A 20,067-nucleotide genomic window follows, 5' to 3' on the forward strand; every position below is an offset into this window, starting at 1 on the left:
TATATGAGGAGGTAGCTTTTATTGCTTATCATTTCCACTGGTCACAAGATGATATTTTAAATTTAGAACACACTACCCGTCAGCGCTGGGTAGCGGAAATCAATAAAATTAACCAAAAATTAATATGAAAGTAAAAGTTAGCTACTCACCAACTTTAAATGAAGTCAAAGAAGTTGACCTTACCATAGAAACTACACCGAGAGGAGAATGGCTAATAGGTCGTTCTCCTGATTCTGATTTACTTCTAGATAGCCCTGATATCAGTCGGGTACATGCTAAGTTTTTTGTGAAAGGTGGAAATTACTACTTCTCTGACCTTGGCAGTAGAAATGGCTCAATATTTAATGGGAAACAAGCTGAAAAAGATCGACCATATTCTTTGAGCGATGGAGACGTTATTCGGATTGCAGATTATGTTTTGATCTTAGAAGCAGTTGCTCCTGCTTATGAGCAACCAGAGACAGTCTTTAGAATTATAGATCCTTCACTGTTTTCTCGGCCGCGATCGCCTGAAAATATCAGCACTCCTAACGTTGCTACACCAGCGCCAGAAGTAGTCAACGAAGTTGCAACACCAATTAATCCCGAAGTAGAAACACCTTCCCCAGAAATCAGCGAAATCTCCGAAGTTGTTTCTAGTCAAGATGATGATGTCATCCCGGTTGTTGAGATAATCGCCCCTGAAAACATCATTCAGTCACCAGAACCAATCAGCGAAGTTCCACACGATGTTCGTGATGAAATTGTGGATTTGCGTTTAGTTACAGCAGAAATTAGCGCAGATGTTGAGGAAGTAGAAGTTGCAGAAGTCAGCGAAGATGGTGAGGAAGTTTCTTTTACTGTAGCTGATGATGCGATCGCTCCACCTGAAAACATCATTGAAACTCCTGAAGAAGAAAGTATCCTTCCAGAAGCTACCGACGACGAGGTTGCAGACTTGGAAGCAGCACTGGCGGCAGAATCTACTATCGTCCAGCAGCGTGATACAAGTGCCATTCCAGAAGCTAGCTACGATGAATATGCAGAGTTAGAGGCAGCACTGGAAGCAGAAGTCACCTTCGTACAGCCGCGTGATATTTTCAACGAAGTTCCTGCACAGGAGAGTACCATTGCAGAATCTACTTCCGATGAAGATGCAGAGTGGGAGGCAGCACTAGCAGCAGAAGTCACCTATGTGCAGCCGCGCGATATTTTTCACCAAGTATCTGAGGAAGAAAGTGTCATTCCAGAAGCTACTCATGATGAAGTAGTAGATTTGGATACGCCAGCTATAGAAGAAGTTAGTGCAGATGTTGATGAGGCTATCAGTCAAATTCCTGAAGGAGCGGATATTCAGCCGGAAGAACCCTTCAGCCAAGCTACACAGGACATCAGTGATGAAGTTGTAGATTTAGATACATCACTTACAGCAGAAGACAGCGCAGATGTTCATGAAGTAGAATCTAGTTCTGCTGCTGATGAAACAGTCAATGAAGTTCCTGAAACATTGACTACGCTTGATGATAACCTCTCGGAAGTTTTCAGCAGTCAATACATTGATTCGAGTAATACGAGTACTGAAGAAGTCAATGTAGATGTTGATGATATTCCTGCACAAGTAAGTGAAGTTTCTGACTCAGCTGATATTCAATTTTCGGAAACAACAGAAAGTGAAGCTACTGAGAGTATCAGTCAGACTATTGAAGAAGTTCCTGAAGTAAAAGAAGATGAGTTTCAGGAAACTCCAGAAGAAACGCTCATTGAAAGAAATATAGTACTCATTGCTCACGAAAGCAAGAAATCAGAACTTGCTGAATTTGTTTCTCAATATCAGGAATTTTTCTCAGAGAGCTTTACAATTACGTGGCCATCTGTTAGTGAAGTCTTACATCAACAAGCAGGGATAACTATTAGTCAACAAACCCCTGCACCAACTTCTGGAGGATATCAAACAATTGCTTCATTGGTTGGAGCAGGAGAAATTTTAGCAGTTATTTTCCTGAGAGATTTGCTGCAACCTCAGTCTGGTCAAGCAAATGAAGAAGCACTGCTGAGATTATGCACTATTAATCAAGTTTTACTGGCAACTAATTTGCCAACAGCAGAAGCGATCGTGCATTATCTTAAACAGATATAGCAATTCTAAATGAGTTACGAACAAAAAGATCCCCGACTTCTTAAAGAAGTCGGGGATCTTAGTATTTCAGTGTTTGCAAGTAAAATATGATTACTATATTTTTTGAAAAGTTGCAAATTGCGTAGAATAATTTCAATATTAAAAATTAATCTAAAAATATCCGTATATTTTAAAGTAAAACCTACTTAAAAAGATGGTTGCAAATTTTAAAACTTTATTTAGACAGCCAGTTATTCTTTCAAGTGCGATCGCTACACTTTTACTAGTAGGCATTCAAAAACTTGGGGTTTTCGAGCCTCTGGAAATGAAAGTCTACGACCAAATGATGCAATTACGTGCCGACCCAGGCCCAGACGCTCGTCTGTTGATAGTTGCTTTAACTGAAAAAGATATCCAAAAATGGAATTGGCCCCTGTCTGGTGAACTTCTAGACCAACTGTTAGGCAAACTTGAAACTTATGAACCGCGAGCCATTGGTCTAGATATATTTCGTGACTTACCAGTACAGCCTGGTCATGAAAAACTCCTGCAACGCCTACAACAGAGCGATATCATCATTCCTATCTGCAAACATTCTGGTTCTAACAATCCGGGAATAGCACCTCCAAAAGGGGTTGAAGCAGAGCGAGTAGGATTTAATGATGTCGTAGAAGACACTGATGCCACAATTCGCCGCAACCTCTTATTGGTAAATGCAGAGGAGTCCGATTCTTGTCAAAGTACCTATTCTTTTAGCTTACAACTCGCACTCAAATACTTAGAAGTTGGAGGCATCCAACTAGAATTTACCCCAAAAAAGGAACTACAATTACGAGATACTGTATTTAAACCTCTGCAAAGTAACGCTGGCGGTTATAAAAAAGCCGATACCAATGGCTACCAAATCCTGCTTAACTACCGTTCTAGTCATCAGGTCGCCCAGCAGGTAACTATTACAGAAGTACTTGCAAATCAAGTTAAACCAGATTTGGTCAAAGACCGCATCGTTTTAATTGGTTCAACAGCCAATAGTTTAAATGATATTTTTAATACGCCATTTGCTAGTGGTAAGTCAGATAATTCTGGCAAAATAGCCGGAATTGAAATTCATGCCCACAGCGTTAGTCAAATTCTCAGTGCTGTTCTTAACAAACAGCCTCTATTTTGGTTTTTGCCTGAGTGGGGTGAAGTCCTTTTGATATGGGGATGGACTTTAGTTGGTGGGTTGTTAGTATGGCGAATTCAACATCCACTAGGCTTAGGATTAGCAGGAGCAACAGCCCTTGCAGTGTTATTTGGAGCTAATTTTGTCATTTTTACCCAAGCTGGATGGTTGCCAGTAATATCTCCGGCGTTGGGGTTAGTATTTACCGCCGGGAGTGTCCTTACTTATACTGCTTATCAAACGAAGCAAGAGCAAAAAGAAATTACGCAGCGGGTTCAAGAACACCAACAATTAATTGTGGAATTGCAAGGTCTTTTACGACAGCGCGGCAATGCCGCCAATGAAGCGCCAACGGTAATTGCTGATTCCATTGGGCAGGAAATTTCGTTAGGCACGTTACTAAACAACCGCTACAAAATTACTCAACCCTTGGGTTCTGGAGGATTTAGCAATACTTATTTAGCTGACGATATCCAGCGCCCTGGTAATCCGCAATGTGTGGTTAAACAGTTGCGACCTCCCCGCCAAGATGCAGAATATTTAAATGTCGTCAGACGCCTATTTGACGCTGAAGCAGAAATTTTAGAAACTTTGGGTAAGCACCCACAAATTCCCCAATTGCTAGCTTTTTTTGAAGAAAATCGACAATTTTCTTTAGTCCAAGAATTTGTTCGAGGGCACGCTATAGATAAAGAGCTATCTTCTGGGAAGCGACTCAAACAAGCTGAAGTTGTGGAGATACTCAAAGAAGTTTTAAACGTGCTTGTTTTTGTTCACAGCTATGGCGTCATCCATCGAGATATTAAACCTAGTAACTTGATTAGACGAGAATCAGATCAGCACATTGTTTTAATTGACTTTGGTGCTGTTAAACAAATTCAACCTCAGCAGCAAGAAGCTCAGACCATTTCAATTGGCACTCCTAATTATGCACCTTCTGAACAAATGAGCGGATTGCCAAAACTCAACAGCGATATTTATGCGTTGGGAATTATGGGAATACAAGGTTTAACTGGGGTAGAACCAAGAGAATTTCGTAGAGACACAAACACTGGTGAAATAATTATTTCAAAAGAATCTGATGGGAATCAACAGGTTTGGCAACATTGGCGCGAACTAACTGAGGCTAGAAACGAGTTAGTGATTATTTTAAATAGAATGGTACATTTTGACTTCACTCAAAGATATCAGTCAGCGGCAGAAGTGTTGAAAACTCTCGAAAGTCTTTAGTATTTTTTGATCAACGCTAAATTGCTTAAAAAAAGCCTGGTCACTCACATGACCAAGCTTTTAACTATTTTCAATCAATCATTGGAGGTAAAGTAGTCTGAGCGCAAACCATTAGTTAGCAGGTTATTCTAAATTAATCTTGACAACTTTGTTTTTTTCTTGCTCAGTTTTAGGCAGTATTAGATTCAAGATACCATTTTTATAATCTGCCTTAACCTTAGTGTTTTGAATCCGAACTGATAGAGGAATTACGCGTTGAAATTTACCGTAATTAAACTCACTTCTAGTAACACCTTTTTCATCTGTTTTTGTTTCAGACTTCCGCTCACCGCTAATGTGAACAGCGTTTTCTGTGACTTGCACATCCAGGTCTTTAGTTTCCACCCCTGGTAGTTCTAGCTTCACATGAATTGCATCTTCAGTTTCTTGGATTTCAGCAGCAGGAACATTACTTAAGTCTCTGTCAAACAATACAGATGCTATTCCACTATCTTGAAACAAACTGTTAATTAAATCTTGTACACCGTCAATTTGACTCGAAGTATTTAAACGAATTAGTGTCATAACTATTCCCCGCAGTAGTGAGCTTTTATTTAATTAGTTTTGCACTTCAATTTGTGCTTACGTATTCATACTATTTAAAATCTAACCTGATGTAAATTCGGTTATTAGCACTAATTTATTGATGATTACCGTCCTAAATTTGACATACAAAAAAGATTACGGTTTACTCTAGTTTGTATGTTCGGTAAACCGAACATACAAATTATAATCAATTAAAGTTAAGTAATAAACTGCTGTTGAAGGGGATAGTGCAGAAATGCAACGCCTAGGTTGGGCTATGCCTATAAGTGAGTGATAGCGCTGCATAAATTTTTAGATTACCTCAGTTAAATATATATCTGTTCAAGTTTGTCCTGAACTTTACTCCCAATTTATTAACCAACACAACATCAGCGATGAAACTCTTTCCCACGCTCAATTTTGCCCACATTGTTGATTCTAGTGTTCTACCTAGAATCGCTAGGACTCAAATAGCCACTCATAGCAAGAGTGGCACATTAATCAACACAGCTATCAAATCTAATAGTTTACGCAGCCATTCTACACATATCAATTACCTCCAACCCTTTGATACTGCTGTTATTGCTTATCAGATGATGGGTCTTAGCAACTTTGAATGATCTGTGGAATGTTTTCAATTTTTCAATTATTAAACTCAACTAGTTCACCCGAACGGGTGAGGAACAAATCAACCGTTCAGGTGACCTGAGTGCAGGAGGTTAAGACTGATAAAAAATAAGACTCTATTACTCAAGAACACTAACTGCACTTTATTTTAACTAAGGATAATCTTATGAAACTCTCCACATTGATAGATTCTGTAATCATTGTTGCTTCTATTGCTTTATTGCCTGGAATTGGTGGCGCTCAAATAGCTACTAATAATAGTGGCGAACCTATAGCTATCAACTCTAACAATTTATCTACTGATTCTACGAACGTCAGCTATCTCAAACCCTTTGATGCTGCATTTCTCGCTTATCAAGGTAATCTGAAAGCACAGGGTATTCCTAGTGGTAGCGCTTTGGTATCTCAATACCAAACAGGAAAGCTGACTGGACTAGATGTGGTTAAGGCTGCTGTCAATGCTAAAAAGTTACCAGTACAAGCTTTGAATGATAGAGGTTATCTAAATGCTGTTGAGTCGCAGCTGACATCATTTGACAACACCAGTAATTTATCTTACTAAGTACAGCGTTGCAGAGGTTCGTAATGGATTTATAAAATGCTGTACTATCATTTCGTTGCTTTGATCAGAAAATCCGTTACAAAGCAGGAAAAGCTGCTGTCTCCTCTTAATCACTATCCCATTAGCAAAAATTACTTTAACCCCTTCTAGCTTGGAGGGGTTTTTAGTTGGTGCTACGGTTGCTGCTTGCTCTAGCGTCGCCTCCCTTTCCCTAACGCACCTTTTCGAGAGAAAACGGGGAGGAAATGCGATCGCCACTTCGCACCGTGCATTTGAAGCCTAGTGTTTACTTCTGGAATGCTTCCTGCTACCACCAAGGTACGTAGGCGTAGCCCGTTAAAGACATCGCTCTCACAGTGGGGCATATCACACTCCTGAAAAAAAGTGTGGAGTCACAAATTATTTACTGTTCTATCAAATTAACGTTGTTAAGTTACTCAGCAGGTGTAGTTCTCACCTCCAGGCTGTACTAAATATGTGACGCAAAACAGGAGTATAGATACGTTGCTAAAGCTTTCTCCAGACTCTCCTCTATTTATTGTATTAATCATTATTAGTTTTCTAATAGTAACTTTGTCAACTTGGTTATCATCTAAACCATTTATTTTAAAACCATTTGGGCTTAATGATATTGTCCAGCTACTCTCATTGCAACTATTTATTTCTTTGTTGTTGGAACGTTCATTAGAGGTTTTTCTAACTACTTGGCGCGGTTCTTTTATCGAGCAATTAGATATTAGTATTCGGCAAGAAAAGACTCTAGTCTCAGAGAAAATAAGACTTATGGAAGCCCAACAGAAACAGTTTCCTTCTCTAGAATCAAATCAAATCAGTGGATTACCGCCTGAAGGAATGAGTCTAGAACAGCAAATCATTCAAAATTTTACCCAAAATCAACAAGACTCGTTAAAAATATTCAAACCACAAATTGATGATATAAATGAAAAAGAGCGCCAAAGAGCGGCCTATAAATCTGATACACGAATAATTGCCCTATGGACATCCCTTTTATTCGGTCTTTTAATGAGTGCAATAGGTATTCGCTCAATTGAACCACTTGTAGTTATTGATTTAGACAATCCAATCCAAGTAATTATTTTTCGTTGTTTAGATGCATTACTGACAGGAGGTTTAATTGCAGGAGGTAGCGAGGGAATTCATAAGCTTATAAAAGTTTTTATTGACTTTATGGAAGCTACATCTAAACAAATCAAAAATCAGGGATTATCTTGATGAAACTAAGCATTTCCCCTACCAAAATACCAGGTTATATTACAAATATCATGAAACCAACAGTACTATTCTAAATATAGAGTGTAATCTTCCCATAGATAATCTTTAATATGTACAAAATTTTTGTTTAAGTTTCCCAATACATCTGTGTCAGATAAAACCTTAATCTCTTCAGCCTCTAACTTATTTTTTTGTTGATTAACATAAGTTATCAAATAACCTTGAGAGTCTAATATTCTATGTACCGGATAATCAGTATCCGAGGCTTTTTTCAGGTAAGTAGGAATAGCTCTTAGATAACTATTATCTACTCCCATCCCTTTGATTATCTGTTTATATGTAACTACTTTTCCACTTGGAATTTTGATGATAAAATTTAGAAATCGTTGATATGGATTTTCAGATAATGCAGTAAATTCATTAGTTTTAAGCTGAAAATTACTACCAACTTGGATTTTACCTGATTTAATAACTACGCCTAAAATTCCTCTTTTATATTGGATGGTTTTTAATGATTTTACCAAGTGGGCTATTCGCTTACAAGGTTCGCAGTGAAAAGTTAGACGAATTGCCGCACCACTTTCAAAGGTTAATAGAGATCCAGGGATAAAATTATCAAATTCTATACCTGTAACCACAATATTTTCCCGCAAATCTCCTGGCTGAATTGATAAGTCTAAAATATCTTCATTCCTAACAATTAAAATTTGTCTGGGACTTATAGCATCGGCATTAATATCTCCTTCTATACCATGACCTACCTTTAAATTTAAGGTTTTAAGCTCTACCATTGTAGAACCTGATTTTACCTTAGTGAAAAGATGCATTATTGAGAGAGCCATATTCATTCGGTGGCGCGATCAATTTCATGTTGAGGAGGTGAATTCAGGTAAATCATCAGATTTACGAAGAATGAATAAACTGCCATCTCCTCCACGTCCAATTCTTAAGGTTTCATCTAAGTAAGTAATATCCAGTGTGGGAGTTCTACTAGTAGGATTATTAGCTGGGAAAACCTTAAATGGATTTAATTGAGGGGTATTAATGCCAACAATCTTCTTAATTGATAGGTAACGTTTGTCAAAATAGACGTTGATACGTTTGTTCGGTAGAGGCTCTAAATCTTCTTTGGCTGGCTCAAAGCTAGCTGTCACTTTGACATATCCCGATACTATCCCCAGAGGATGTTTAACTTGAGCTATATTGAAAAACAATTTGTTTGCAACATCAATCACTTGATAAACTTTACCCAGCTTTAATCCGAATGGGAGAGAAACTAAAGAACGGATTTCTCTAGCTGTGGAGTATTGCAGTTGCCAAGTTCCCTCCAGCAAAGAAGTAGCGTAGAGAAGAGGATGGAGATTGGGATTGACGCTCTCTAGTTCTGTCGTCAATTGTTCAATTTCTGCGGCTAAGGTTTTATCTAGCTGCAAATCGGTAATGGGAGAGCCATCGCTTTTTGTTTGAATCTTTTCAAGCGTGGCTTGTAATTTTTCCTTAATTGAAAGTTGATTGTTCAATGGTTGAAGATTTTCTTTTACATATCCTATTGCTTTAGTTCAACTTTTATAAGGTCAATGCATAAAAGTTGAATTATCTAGATGAGATTAGTCAATGAGTTGTGGGGTAGGAATTTGCGTATCTATATCTGCTTGGGAAAAAGTGGGGAGCAACCAGCCACTCTCACCCGTTTTAAATACTTTGGCGGGTTCAACATTCAATTCAATTGCACCAGTGGCTAGATTGGTTCTAGCAAGAGACTGTGTACCATCGACAAACTTAACGGCGATTGGTTCAGTCAGTTCTTGTGGTTGAGTGTTTGGGCTTAGAACAACTTGAGAACCTGCGGGTAAGTAAATGCCATCGCAATCCCAATCATCATCTGTGATTGTTCCTGTGCCCAGGAAGTAGAGTTGGGTTGGAGATTTTTTTGGCTTATTGGCATAGACAGCTAAAGTCTTTCCAGTTTCATTGCGGCACTGCGCCCGCTTTCTAGCTGTTTCTATAATATTTTTCTGAGACTGTAATTGTGCCAGTCGCTGCTGAAACTGCTCAGGTGTATAGCCAGCTTGCTCAGGTGTATCCTTTACAGTTAGAAGTTGATTGAGCGCCTGAGTTACTTCAGCATAGTCAGCCCCCTTTGTAAAATCCTTACCTGCCCAAGAGGGTTGAGCAATTACCAGGTTCACCATTAATACAAGGGCGACAAGAACAATTTTAATAAACTGCATATTGTTATCCTTTTTTTGAAATTAGTGTTCAGTACCACTGAAACTTTAGCAGATTTCAAATCCTTGAAAACTTTGATCGCGATCGCACAAACATAGTCATAGCTCTCCCCAATGTCCAAATAGCCCTGAAATTAAGCTAACTGAATGTCAAACCCTTAACTGAGTTACGGCGATATTGCCGGAAAAACATACATCCACATCGCTACCAGGAGTGCGATCGCGTTTGCCATATTCCCCTACATAATAAAAATCATCGCCTTCAATTCGATAGTTCACGGGCAAAGGTTTGGTACAAGCTTGGCAAAACACCACATTAGGATCTGCTTCTCCTGGTTGTAGATGCGGTAAGTTGACATTCCAAAAGCTTCCTGGTTCTAGGGGACGCTTGAGCAAGTCCACTAAAACTTCAGCTGTGAATTTGGCAGCTAGATCCCAATCAAAATCCTGTTTGGCTTTGCGATAGTGAGAAATAGCAATTCCGGGTATACCGTGCATTGCAGCTTCCCGTACAGCCGCAACTGTACCAGAAATATAAACATCGACTCCCAAGTTCCCCCCAGCGTTGATACCTGAAAGGACAAATTTGACATCTGCGGTAATTTGTGTAATTGCAATTCTCACACAATCTGCGGGAGTGCCTGCGATCGCATACTCAGTCTCAGAACGTCGCTGGAGGTTGATGGCACGAGTGGTAGTAACTTGATGTCCACAGCCAGACTGGTGATCAGCAGGAGCAGCGATAATAGTATTTTTGCCGTTTACAGCTTTCAGCAGCGCTCGGATACCAGGGGCATCAATACCGTCGTCGTTAGTTAAAATTATGGTCATGTTTATATTATTGATATAGATTTAGCTAAAATATCAGAAAAATGCAGATATCATCCATCAAAGGGTATAACAGCAAAAGCTACTTGCAGATATGAAAAAATATGCTTGATTCTGCCAAAAATATTGATCATACGATATGATTTCTAGATGGTTTGCAAATTCCGCCCTCAGTATTTGGGTTAATCCCCAAAATGGGCGGTATTTCTTGTCACTAGCAAAAGTGTTAGTCAAGTTAATGCTTGCAACCGCCCTAATCACAAGTTTGTGCATTGAAGAAGAATTCAGGAGTCAGAATTCAGGAGTCAGAATCAAGACGCTGCGCTATCCGCCAGTCATACAGAATTCATTCTGTTAGCGGATAGCTAAGGTTTAGCCCATTCTGACGACTGACGCTTTTATTCTGTTTGATCAAAATAATCCCGTACAATCTATATCTGCTAGCAGTAGCAGAAATTTAATACTTGAGAAAACCAGGAACAAGGTGATTTTTGCAGTGGTTCTGTAGTATTTTGGGTGCAAGTCTGTCTTATGGATCACACAATGAAACAGCTCCTCAAACAACTATTTAGCAGTCAAAAATACCTCATCCGGCTAATTCTACCTTTGGTGATGGTTATTTTAGCAGCCTCGCTGTTTGCTACACCGGCTTTAGCCACAGGTGTGTATCAAATACCCAATCTCAAAGCAGGAAATGACACCTGGGTTTTGGATCAAGCTGAAGTCATCAGCCGTCTGAATGAAGGCAAAATTAGCAGCGCTTTCGAGGATTTGGCAAAGCAAACAGATAAGGAAGTTAGAATTGTTACTGTTCGCCGCCTCGATTATGGCGAAACACCAGAAAGCTTCAGCAAAGAACTGTTTAAAAAATGGTTTCCTACTAAAGAAGCCCAAGCTAATCAAACCTTGTTGGTTATTGATACGGTTACCAATGGTACCGCCATTATTTCTGGGGATCAAGTCAAGCCTTTACTCACAGACTCTATTGCCGAGAGCGTAGCTACTGAAACAGTAAGTGTGCCGTTACGCAATGGTAACAAATACAACCAGGCATTTCTAGATGCGAGCGATCGCCTTGTCGCCGTTCTCTCTGGCGAAGCCGATCCAGGCCCACCCAAAATAATTGATAATGTCCAGGTTGGAGGCACTTTCAAGAAAGCAGAAGAAACCGACCAAGGTAACGCTACTGCTTGGGTCGTAGGATTGTTAATTGCCGCCACCGTTATCCCAATGGCGACTTATTATATCTATCAGATAAATCAGCCGTCATCTGATGGGTAATGGGAGAATCATTCAATTTTAGATTTTAGATTTTAGATTTTCCTTCAATCCAAAATTAAAAATCTAAAATTGGCTTAATCCTGAACATACTCTTGTTCTGTAACTAAAGCCACCTCAGCCCGAACAAATTCTCGACCCAAATAAGCTGCATGATTTAATTGAGTTACAACACAGGGCTGAGTTTCTTCAAAAATCTTCACGCAAAGTTCTTTCGCCGTTCTCGCGCTAAAAACTGTCGTGTAAGTTCGTTCCACCTTTTCTCGCGCCGGAATTACCTTTCCCGTTTCGGGATCGACAGCTAAACCGCGATCGTCAATTACATTTGTAAAATGCTTGGCATAAATTAACCTTGCATCTCGATCTAAGTAAATAATAAAATATCCACCGGGATCAAGGTCAATATGACGCTGGGAAAGTTTATCATCAATTGCGACCAAATTTTCAACTATCAAATCCATAAGCATTATAAAAAGAAATTTTCTTTCTTGAGGGTTTTTATACTCTATATCAAGTGTAATTCGTCGTTCACCCTCTACCTTGACAAATATTAAGAATCTCGGTTACTAAATGGCAACTCTGCATTAATGTCCTCAATCTGCTGCTGTTCGAGTTGATTCACTTCCTTAATATAGGGACGGATAATTTGTCCTAAACGATTATTGTAAAATCTGTGCAAACTATGATTGGGCATAGCTGGGAAACCGCGCCGTTTTTTATGGCGTCCACCTGCGCCAGGATCAAAAATTTGGATGCCGTTAGCGATCGCCCACTCAATTGGCGCATAATAGCAAGCATCAAAATGTAAGCAATCTATTTCTTGAAAACTCCCCCAATAGCGTCCATAGAGTTTGTCATCTTTAAACAAACAAAAGGACATTCCTAAAGGATAAGAGTTATCTTGTTCGCTATATGCAGCAATAAACAAGACTCGATGGCGATAATCGGTGTATAGCTGCTCAAAAAACCGCTGTGTTAGATACTTGCTACCCCACCAGCCAAACTTATCACAGGTATCAGCATAGAATTGATGCATCAAGGGAAACAAAGACTGAGGAATTTCATCACCAGTCAACGGTTGTAATCGTAAACCTGCTTTCTCCACAGCTTTGCGTTCCCGCTTTATATTGCGGCGCTGATTGGCGTTAAACACCTTCAAGTAGTCATCAAAAGTTTTAAAGCCAGCATTTTCCCAGACGTAGCTGTGGTGCAGCCAAGTTGTAAAGCCATGTCGTTCCAGCATCGGACGCCATTGGGGATCAACGTAGAGAAAATGACAGCCAGAAATTCGATTTTTGGAGCAGAAAGTGTCAATTTCATGCACCATCATCGCAGTGATTTCATCCTCATCTTCTCCTGGGGCAATTAGAAACCGATAACCTTCAGCGGGAGTAAACGGTGTCATTCCCAGCAATTTTGGGTAATATTGAACTCCGATGCGATCGGCTAACTCTGCCCATTGGTGATCGAAAACAAATTCACCAGAACTATGTCCTTTAAGATAAAGTGGCGCAGCAGCAATCAGCGTTCTATCTCGCCACAATGTCAAGTGATTCGGCAACCAACCAGCTTTAGCCGTAGCACTCTGGGAAGTTTCGAGATTGTTTAGCCACTCCCATTCTAAAAACGGCGTTTTGAGTGGCATTGCCAAAGCATTCCAGGCATTTTGGGGTACTTCAGCGATTTTGTTCGTCCAAACGACAGAATAGCGAGGCTTAAGTTGTTCCACCATATTAGGGGATTGGGGGGAAGAGGAGCAGGGGGGAGCAGGGGAAGCAGGGGGAGCAAGAGTGGAATAACTAATACCCAATGCCCAATGCCCAATGCCCCATGCCCATGCCCCATGCCCAATAAATAACTTAACTTAGCTTAATCTAATCTGCTGATCGTTGTAGGCGATAGTGCAAAAACACTTCTTGCTCAACGGTATGAACTTCTAGAAGTTGCAACTTGGGAGCTAAATCGGGTAAAAATCCTTTCCCTTCTACAGGTGTTGGTGCGGTATTACCACCTAAAATCAGCGGACAGACAGTCAGCCATAATTCATCAATTAAATCTAATTGCAGTAAGGAAGCGACTAATTCACCTCCACCTAAGACTACCAAGCGTGTTATATGTATATTGGCTAGATGTTTTAAAGCTGCGGGAATGTCAATTTCTCGTGTTGGTGTTTCAAAAACTAGAATCTGCTCAAATTCTAGAGGGCACTCTTGTGCTCTGGTTCCCAGAGTTGAGTGAAATGTCTGTAAGCGTTTTTTCCATGAAACTGCTCCCGCTGTTGTCGTGAGTAGCCAGCGTCTAATTGGTTGCTTAAAAAAGTTAATTTCCGGATTGAGGTTTGCAGAGTGTGTAGTCACTATATGAACTGGCTGCGGAAGCTTTCCCTCTTGCGCCCGAAGTTCTACTAAAGTTGGATCTGATACAGTAAGTGTTGTTCCATAGGCCCGGAGAGTACCAGCACCGAATAAAACGGCATCAGCGGCAGCGATTTGTTTTTCTAAGTGTGCTTTATCAACCCTTGAACCAAACCGAGCAGGCGATCGCTTAAAATCTGCTATTTTGCCATCTGCACTCATTGCTAAAACAACTGTAGTATGAGGACGATGTTGCAACATTAGATTGATTTGATAGTTTGAATATTCTCTTTGCTAGTGTGTAGATTCTCAAAAAAAAGTCTATGCTTACAAGGTAATATTTGCCGATTTTACCACTGTATTTCTATGCAACACAAATCGCTTTTCCATTTGCCATATATGAGTTTTGGTATACTACGTTTCTTTTTAAATTATAGCAATTTGTTATTTTTAAACATTGAAAATAAAATTCTGATAATTTAATAAAATGTCTCATCTAGCTCGTCTAATTACATATCTTTGCTGTTGTGGTTTGCGGATGCAAAGTGAGACACTCAATGACTAATTCTCGCCAATCTTCCTTTCGTAGAATTTTAGTAACGAGAATATTGCTGCTGTTTGTTCCAGTTTTACTTATAGGTGAGATTGTTGCCTTGAATAAGGCACGTTCTAGCATATTGGGAACTGCACGTCAAAATTTAACAGAAAGCGCCATCAGTAAAGGACAGAGAATTGAAGATGCGATCGCTCTCTTAAAAGCTAATTTGTTGACTGTAAGTAAAACAACAGTAATTCCATCGGGTTCACCCATACAAGAGCAAGAAATTCTCACGCAGTTAAAGCAACAACTTCCAGCCAGTATTGAGTGCATTCAATTAACGGATCTGCTAAACCAAAAAATAATTGCTAATAGCTGTGGGGATCAAGCAATTGGAAAATTGACATTACCTTTACCTAGTGAAGGAATTGATGTCAAAACAATCTTCCCGTCAAAGACAGGAATGACTGGTAAAAGAAACACACAAAATCAACTGCAAGTAGTGCTATCTGCACCAGTCTCCGATAGCCAAAAAAATTCAATTTATAGTTTAAGTATTCAGTCTGCATTATACCAACAAACCTTAAATCCACCAGGATCGCTCACAGGTGCTATGGTAGTGATTGCTGAAGATGGGACGGTTTTGGCGCACCCATTGACAGGCTGGGTGGGAACTAATATTAATCAACATCCAAATTCTTCCCAATTCAAGAGCATAATTAAAAATGCCATTGCAGGACGAAAAGATTCAATAAATTTATCTTTTACAGATGGTGAAGAATTACTGGCTGGCTATACAGCTATTACAAATCCACTTACTCAACAACAGCAGGAAAAATGGATAGTCTTAGCTGTTACTAGCGTCGATAATGCGCTTTTTGGTTTAGAGGAAATCAAACTAATTCTCATCGTTTTGACAGTCGGTTTAATTGGTGCAAGTTTATTAGCATCCCTATATTTAGCTCCTTACTTGGCACGTCCTGTAGAAGAATTGCGAGACTACGCTCTCAATATTCACTCTCACCACGCCGCACAACCAGTTCCGCAGAATTTTCAAATCCGGGAATTCAATCAGCTGGCCCAAGCATTAAACCAAATGGTAGAAAGGCTCAAAGCTGGGGCAGAAGAACTAGAAATAGCTTGGAAAGAAGCAAAAAGCGCTAACCAGATTAAAAGCCAGTTTTTGGCTACGACTTCTCATGAATTGAGAAACCCATTACATACTATTATTAGCTGCATTCGCGTGGTTAAAGATGGCTTATGTGATAGCCGCGAAGAAGAAATGGACTTCCTCAAACGTGCCGATGAAACAACAATTCATTTGCTAAGTATTATTAATGATTTACTCGACATTTCTAAAATCGAAGCAGGTAAGCTTTCTGTAGTCACCATACCTCTTGACCTCCGACAAATATTGTTAGAGGTGATTAATTTACAATCAGTTAATGTTCAACAAAAGGGCTTGCAATTGAAATGCGAGTTAGATCCTCAAGCAATACCAATTAAAGCAGACGCAGCAAAACTGAAGCAGGTGCTAATTAATGTTATTGGCAACGCTACTAAGTTCACCGACACAGGAAGCATCACCATTGCTACAGAAATTCAATCTAGTAATGGTAAATCTCAAGTAGTGGTAATAGTTAAAGATACAGGTATAGGCATTGATCCCAATCAACAGCACAAACTATTTCGCCCCTTTGTGATGGTGAATGGCACAACTGCGCGTCAGTTTGAAGGGACTGGACTCGGACTCGCAATTTCACGAAACTTAATCGAACTTATGGGAGGCAGCATTACTCTTGAGAGTACCGGACTTCATCAAGGTACGACACTAAAGATTACCTTACCCTTGATTGATATCTCGCTGTTACCTGTTGACAACAAAGAAGAAAATGTCGGGAATTTGGGATTTTCCTCTGGGAAGAAGGGGGCAAAAGCAAACCAATACTCTAGCCTACAGCAGTCTGGGGAAAGCCCCTCTGTGGGGAGCAACAAATCTGTAAAAGCAGTTGTAAACAAAGAGAAGTCGATGAAATTCCAGGTGTTACTTGGGAACGAGACTTACGAGATTAGCTTTTCGCCGCAGCAAACTATCTTGGTAAGTATTCCAAAAACAGAAGTTTATGCAAATGGGGCTTCTGAAAGGTAATTTTTACTAGACTCTAATTCTAAATTCAAAATAATAAATTTGAATCCTCACTCCTAACGGCTATGGTTTTGACGCGGATTTAGAAGTGTTACTAAATAGCCAAGATAGAAGATTTGCAACTGTAGCAGCCCCAAAAGAGAACAGCGCAATAATCGCATCGCGAGGTAAAACGCCATCTAACCAGCTACCCCGGATTCTCGAAACTGGAAAATCAGGATCTAGACCGATTTGAATCTCTGTTGTCTTCCCAAAAAACCGCGCTTCTATACCTTTTTTTTCCGGGAAAATTCCTAAATGTCGTATTCCTTCAATATTTAGATGGTCACTCAGGGCAATGCCGAGATTGTTGTAAGCACCAGCCAAGTTGGGGTTGAGTTGAATTGCTTTTTGGAAGGCGGCAACTGCTGCATCTAATTTTTTCTGGTCACTCAGGGCATTGCCGAGATTGTTGTAAGCATAAGCAAAGTTAGGGTTAAGTTGCAAGGCTTTTTGGAAGGCGGCAACTGCTGCATCTAATTTTTTCTGTCCATACAGGGCATTGCCGAGATTGTTGTAAGCATTAGCATCGTTGGGGTTGAGTTTAATTGCTTGTTCGTAGGCGGCAACTGCTGCATCTAATTTCTTCTGGTCATACAGCGCAATACCGAGACCGTAGTAAGCATTAGCATCGTTGGGGTTGAGTTTAATTGCTTGTTCGTAGGCGGCAACTGCTGCATCTAATTTCTTCTGGTCATACAGCGCAATACCGAGACCGTAGTAAGCATAAGCAAAGTTGGGGTTGAGTTGAATTGCTTTTTGGAAGGCGGCAACTGCTGCATCTAATTTCTTCTGCTCTCTCAAGGCAATGCCGAGATTGTTGTAAGCCTCAGCATAGTTAGGGTTGAGTTGAATTGCTTTTTGGAAGGCGGCAACTGCTGCATCTAATTTCTTTTGCTCTCTCAAGGCAATGCCGAGATTGTTGTAAGCCTCAGCATAGTTAGGGTTGAGTTGAATTGCTTTTTGGAAGGCGGCAACTGCTGCATCTAATTTCTTTTGCTCTCTCAGGACACTACCTAGATTCATGTAAGCAAAAGCATATTTGGGATCTAGTTGAATCGCTTTTTGATATGCGGTAATTGCTGCATCTAATTTTTTCTGTCCATACAGCACATTGCCTAGACCATTGTAAGCAGTAGCCAAGTTAGGGTTAAGTTGCAAGGCTTTCTGAAAAGATGCCAATGCCTCCTCTAGTTTTCCTTGAGCATTTAGCACATTACCCATACCAACGTAAGCTTCGGCATCATTAGGATTGAGTTGTAATGCTTTCTGGTGCGCCGCTAATGCTTCCTCTAGTTTTCCCTGTCGCCGCAAAGCATTACCCAAATTGTTATAAGCTTTGCCATTATTGGGTTCAATTTGTAAAACTTTCCGCCAAATTGTCTCTGCTTGGGAGTTATTACCCACCGATTCGGCAGCGTCGCCTTGTTTAAATAGCTGTTCAATATTGTTTTGAGCAACTACAAACTGGGGTGTGGTAGCCAGAAATAGAGTTAAAAATAAAGTAGTAAATATACGGTTGTGCATAATCATGCTCATACGTTAGCTGATTTTATCAGGACTTACCCGAAAATCGCTAAAAACCGGATGAATTTTTGATAAATCCTCGTGAATGAGTCTTTGAACTTCATTAATGAACCTCAGAGCTTCATTAATGAGTCTTTGAACTCCGTTAATGAACCTCGGAGCTTCGTGAATGAGTCTTTGAACTCCGTTAATGAACCTCAGAGCTTCGTGAATGAGTCTTTGAACTCCATTAATGAACCTCAGAGCTTCGTTAATGAGCCTTTGAACTCCGTTAATAAATCTCGGAGCTTCGTAGACTGTAGTATAAGAGGATGTTTGAAAAGTCCTTTTGTCGGTATCAAATAGTTTTAGATCCCCCCTAACCCCCCTTAAAAAAGGGGGGAACCAGAATCAAAGTCCCCCTTTTTAAGGGGGATTTAGGGGGATCTCAAAGTGCCTAAAGTCACAGCGAAACACTTTTCAAACAACCTCTAAAGGTGTAGTAGAGGAAACTTTGGATAAGTTTTATTTAACGGAAAATTACACTTGAGGGGAGTTGTTCAGAAAAACAGGTTGGCCGCCTTGCTCAAGAGATAGCGTTAGTGCAGCAAGAATTTCTACTAACTGTGTGCCTACCCAGCCAGACGAAACCTCTGAGGGAGTATTGTTGAGGATAGAGTCAACAAAACAAGAGCAAACTCGCCCCAATGGTTCACCCGGTTCTAATTCCAGCACTACCTGTCTTTGATTTCCCGGAATAAAATGATTACCCTGCTGTTCAAACTCGCCATATAGAAGCGTTAGAGGTGACGATCGCAACATTTCATCAAAAATCAAACTACCAAGGCTACCTACAATCCCCAGCCGTCGCTGCTTATCAGCATTTAGCCAGCACAAATGAATATAAGCTTGAAAGCCATCTGGATATGTCAGTGTTAACCATACTAGATCGGCTAAACCTTGGGATGGAAAGTGGGTTATTTCGCTATTGGCTTGCCCCTGTAGCCATACCGTACCCGTTGCTTGTACTTTCACAGGCATCTGACCTAGCCAAGCGTTAAAGATCGCAATATCGTGAATAGCTAAGTCCCACAGCGCATCAACATCTTGGCGGACAGGGCCTAAATGGGTGCGCGTCGCGTAGCCATAGCGTAAATCACCTAATTTACCCGCCTGTACTACAGTTTGCCCTTGCTCAACTGCTGGGTGAAATAAATAAGTGTGGTCAACCATGAGTATTAAATGATGCTGCTCTGCTAACTGGCAAAGTTCCCGACATTCGGCGGGATCAAGAGTTAGTGGCTTTTCAGCCAAAACATGGTATCCGTGTTGGAGAGCATCTTTAATTAAATCATAGTGAGTGGTAGCAGGAGTAGCGATCGCCACTCCTGTCAACCCTGGCACTTTCTTTAAATCTTGCCATTGAGTTGTTAATAATACATTTTCATCTAAGTCAAATTGCTGCTTTATCGCTGCTAATCGTTCTGGATGAGGATCTACTACAGCAACTACATTTACTTCGGGATGTGCTAAGAAATTTCGCAGCAGATGCACTCCCCAACGTCCAACTCCGATGACAGCAATTTTAATTTGGTTTGTCATTAGTTATTTGTCACTTGTCATTGGTCATTAGTCATTAGTCAAATAACAAATGACTAGCAACTGATTATCAGT

At 40.2% G+C, this 20,067-nt stretch carries 19 protein-coding genes; 8 read left to right on the top strand and 11 right to left on the bottom strand.

Annotation, left to right across the window (positions count from 1 at the left end; translation table 11 throughout):
* Window positions 1-20: 20 nt before the first annotated feature.
* The 3 genes from HUN01_RS36370 (at window position 21) to HUN01_RS12965 (ending at window position 4,490) form a co-directional block, all read left to right on the top strand.
* Window positions 21-128 carry a DUF6760 family protein gene (locus HUN01_RS36370; RefSeq protein WP_336884945.1) on the top strand — a complete coding sequence of 36 codons (108 nt, stop codon included), beginning with the start codon at window positions 21-23 and terminating at the stop codon, window positions 126-128.
* Window positions 125-2,116: an FHA domain-containing protein gene (locus tag HUN01_RS12960; RefSeq protein ID WP_181931616.1), complete on the top strand. Its 1,992-nt coding sequence runs from the start codon at window positions 125-127 to the stop codon at window positions 2,114-2,116. The genes HUN01_RS36370 and HUN01_RS12960 overlap by 4 nt, the downstream gene beginning before the upstream one ends.
* Window positions 2,117-2,309: 193 nt before the next feature.
* Complete coding sequence (locus tag HUN01_RS12965) at window positions 2,310-4,490, top strand: CHASE2 domain-containing serine/threonine-protein kinase (RefSeq protein WP_181931617.1); 2,181 nt, start codon at window positions 2,310-2,312, stop codon at window positions 4,488-4,490.
* Window positions 4,491-4,613: 123 nt separating this feature from the next.
* Here HUN01_RS12965 and HUN01_RS12970 read toward each other — a convergent pair whose 3' ends face one another.
* On the bottom strand, window positions 4,614-5,054 hold the full coding sequence (locus HUN01_RS12970) for an Hsp20/alpha crystallin family protein (RefSeq protein WP_181931618.1): 441 nt from the start codon (window positions 5,052-5,054) through the stop codon (window positions 4,614-4,616).
* Window positions 5,055-5,449: 395 nt separating this feature from the next.
* Here HUN01_RS12970 and HUN01_RS12975 point away from each other — a divergent pair, with 395 nt between their 5' ends.
* Both HUN01_RS12975 and HUN01_RS12980 read left to right on the top strand, forming a co-directional pair.
* Window positions 5,450-5,674 carry a hypothetical protein gene (locus tag HUN01_RS12975; protein ID WP_181931619.1) on the top strand — a complete coding sequence of 75 codons (225 nt, stop codon included), beginning with the start codon at window positions 5,450-5,452 and terminating at the stop codon, window positions 5,672-5,674.
* 173 nt (window positions 5,675-5,847) lie between these two features.
* A complete protein-coding gene (locus HUN01_RS12980; RefSeq protein WP_181931620.1) occupies window positions 5,848-6,243 on the top strand; it encodes a hypothetical protein in 396 nt (131 codons plus the stop codon).
* A 191-nt stretch (window positions 6,244-6,434) separates the two neighbouring features.
* Here HUN01_RS12980 and HUN01_RS12985 read toward each other — a convergent pair whose 3' ends face one another.
* Window positions 6,435-6,608 (bottom strand): hypothetical protein, encoded by a 174-nt coding sequence (locus HUN01_RS12985; RefSeq protein ID WP_181931621.1) that lies wholly within the window; start codon window positions 6,606-6,608, stop codon window positions 6,435-6,437.
* A 208-nt stretch (window positions 6,609-6,816) separates the two neighbouring features.
* Between HUN01_RS12985 and HUN01_RS12990 the strand changes: the two genes are divergently transcribed.
* On the top strand, window positions 6,817-7,476 hold the full coding sequence (locus tag HUN01_RS12990; protein ID WP_238846240.1) for a hypothetical protein: 660 nt from the start codon (window positions 6,817-6,819) through the stop codon (window positions 7,474-7,476).
* 65 nt (window positions 7,477-7,541) lie between these two features.
* On the opposite strand, the gene HUN01_RS12995 is transcribed toward HUN01_RS12990, so the two are convergent.
* The 4 genes from HUN01_RS12995 to surE form a co-directional block, all read right to left on the bottom strand.
* Window positions 7,542-8,267 carry an MGMT family protein gene (locus HUN01_RS12995; protein WP_238846242.1) on the bottom strand — a complete coding sequence of 242 codons (726 nt, stop codon included), beginning with the start codon at window positions 8,265-8,267 and terminating at the stop codon, window positions 7,542-7,544.
* Between the two features lie 75 nt (window positions 8,268-8,342).
* Window positions 8,343-8,996: a PAP/fibrillin family protein gene (locus HUN01_RS13000; protein WP_181931623.1), complete on the bottom strand. Its 654-nt coding sequence runs from the start codon at window positions 8,994-8,996 to the stop codon at window positions 8,343-8,345.
* Window positions 8,997-9,083: 87 nt separating this feature from the next.
* A complete protein-coding gene (locus tag HUN01_RS13005) occupies window positions 9,084-9,707 on the bottom strand; it encodes a hypothetical protein (RefSeq protein ID WP_181931624.1) in 624 nt (207 codons plus the stop codon).
* Between the two features lie 147 nt (window positions 9,708-9,854).
* On the bottom strand, window positions 9,855-10,535 hold the full coding sequence (gene surE / locus HUN01_RS13010; RefSeq protein WP_181931625.1) for a 5'/3'-nucleotidase SurE: 681 nt from the start codon (window positions 10,533-10,535) through the stop codon (window positions 9,855-9,857).
* Window positions 10,536-11,075: 540 nt separating this feature from the next.
* Here surE and psb32 point away from each other — a divergent pair.
* Window positions 11,076-11,813: a photosystem II repair protein Psb32 gene (psb32, locus tag HUN01_RS13015; RefSeq protein ID WP_181931626.1), complete on the top strand. Its 738-nt coding sequence runs from the start codon at window positions 11,076-11,078 to the stop codon at window positions 11,811-11,813.
* 74 nt (window positions 11,814-11,887) lie between these two features.
* Here psb32 and HUN01_RS13020 read toward each other — a convergent pair whose 3' ends face one another.
* From HUN01_RS13020 to HUN01_RS13030, 3 genes are all read right to left on the bottom strand, one after another.
* Window positions 11,888-12,271 (bottom strand): DUF4346 domain-containing protein, encoded by a 384-nt coding sequence (locus tag HUN01_RS13020; protein WP_181931627.1) that lies wholly within the window; start codon window positions 12,269-12,271, stop codon window positions 11,888-11,890.
* A gap of 89 nt (window positions 12,272-12,360) precedes the next feature.
* Window positions 12,361-13,542 carry a GNAT family N-acetyltransferase gene (locus HUN01_RS13025; protein WP_181931628.1) on the bottom strand — a complete coding sequence of 394 codons (1,182 nt, stop codon included), beginning with the start codon at window positions 13,540-13,542 and terminating at the stop codon, window positions 12,361-12,363.
* A gap of 142 nt (window positions 13,543-13,684) precedes the next feature.
* Window positions 13,685-14,425, bottom strand: a complete 741-nt coding sequence (locus tag HUN01_RS13030; protein ID WP_181931629.1) for a RibD family protein — start codon at window positions 14,423-14,425, stop codon at window positions 13,685-13,687.
* A 296-nt stretch (window positions 14,426-14,721) separates the two neighbouring features.
* On the opposite strand from HUN01_RS13030, the gene HUN01_RS13035 reads away from it, so the two are divergent.
* A complete protein-coding gene (locus tag HUN01_RS13035; RefSeq protein WP_181931630.1) occupies window positions 14,722-16,851 on the top strand; it encodes a sensor histidine kinase in 2,130 nt (709 codons plus the stop codon).
* Between the two features lie 60 nt (window positions 16,852-16,911).
* Here the strand turns inward: HUN01_RS13035 and HUN01_RS13040 are convergent, their stop codons facing one another.
* A complete protein-coding gene (locus HUN01_RS13040; RefSeq protein ID WP_203219535.1) occupies window positions 16,912-18,414 on the bottom strand; it encodes a tetratricopeptide repeat protein in 1,503 nt (500 codons plus the stop codon).
* A gap of 519 nt (window positions 18,415-18,933) precedes the next feature.
* Window positions 18,934-19,995, bottom strand: a complete 1,062-nt coding sequence (locus tag HUN01_RS13045; RefSeq protein ID WP_181931631.1) for a Gfo/Idh/MocA family protein — start codon at window positions 19,993-19,995, stop codon at window positions 18,934-18,936.
* Window positions 19,996-20,067: the final 72 nt, after the last annotated feature.

The organism is Nostoc edaphicum CCNP1411, from assembly GCF_014023275.1.
Classification (GTDB): Bacteria; Cyanobacteriota; Cyanobacteriia; order Cyanobacteriales; family Nostocaceae; genus Nostoc; species Nostoc edaphicum_A.

Bases quoted from the DNA above. Each gene is read 5' to 3' on its own strand.
- HUN01_RS12970 (WP_181931618.1), bottom strand. From the start codon at position 5,054: ATGACACTAATTCGTTTAAATACTTCGAGTCAAATTGACGGTGTACAA.
- HUN01_RS13035 (WP_181931630.1), top strand. From the start codon at position 14,722: ATGACTAATTCTCGCCAATCTTCCTTTCGTAGAATTTTAGTAACGAGA.
- HUN01_RS12975 (WP_181931619.1), top strand. From the start codon at position 5,450: ATGAAACTCTTTCCCACGCTCAATTTTGCCCACATTGTTGATTCTAGT.
- HUN01_RS13040 (WP_203219535.1), bottom strand. From the start codon at position 18,414: ATGCACAACCGTATATTTACTACTTTATTTTTAACTCTATTTCTGGCT.
- surE (WP_181931625.1), bottom strand. From the start codon at position 10,535: ATGACCATAATTTTAACTAACGACGACGGTATTGATGCCCCTGGTATC.
- HUN01_RS12960 (WP_181931616.1), top strand. From the start codon at position 125: ATGAAAGTAAAAGTTAGCTACTCACCAACTTTAAATGAAGTCAAAGAA.
- HUN01_RS12980 (WP_181931620.1), top strand. From the start codon at position 5,848: ATGAAACTCTCCACATTGATAGATTCTGTAATCATTGTTGCTTCTATT.
- HUN01_RS12985 (WP_181931621.1), bottom strand. From the start codon at position 6,608: ATGCCCCACTGTGAGAGCGATGTCTTTAACGGGCTACGCCTACGTACC.
- HUN01_RS13020 (WP_181931627.1), bottom strand. From the start codon at position 12,271: ATGGATTTGATAGTTGAAAATTTGGTCGCAATTGATGATAAACTTTCC.
- HUN01_RS13025 (WP_181931628.1), bottom strand. From the start codon at position 13,542: ATGGTGGAACAACTTAAGCCTCGCTATTCTGTCGTTTGGACGAACAAA.
- HUN01_RS13005 (WP_181931624.1), bottom strand. From the start codon at position 9,707: ATGCAGTTTATTAAAATTGTTCTTGTCGCCCTTGTATTAATGGTGAAC.
- HUN01_RS12965 (WP_181931617.1), top strand. From the start codon at position 2,310: ATGGTTGCAAATTTTAAAACTTTATTTAGACAGCCAGTTATTCTTTCA.
- HUN01_RS13030 (WP_181931629.1), bottom strand. From the start codon at position 14,425: ATGTTGCAACATCGTCCTCATACTACAGTTGTTTTAGCAATGAGTGCA.
- psb32 (WP_181931626.1), top strand. From the start codon at position 11,076: ATGAAACAGCTCCTCAAACAACTATTTAGCAGTCAAAAATACCTCATC.
- HUN01_RS13045 (WP_181931631.1), bottom strand. From the start codon at position 19,995: ATGACAAACCAAATTAAAATTGCTGTCATCGGAGTTGGACGTTGGGGA.
- HUN01_RS12995 (WP_238846242.1), bottom strand. From the start codon at position 8,267: ATGGTAGAGCTTAAAACCTTAAATTTAAAGGTAGGTCATGGTATAGAA.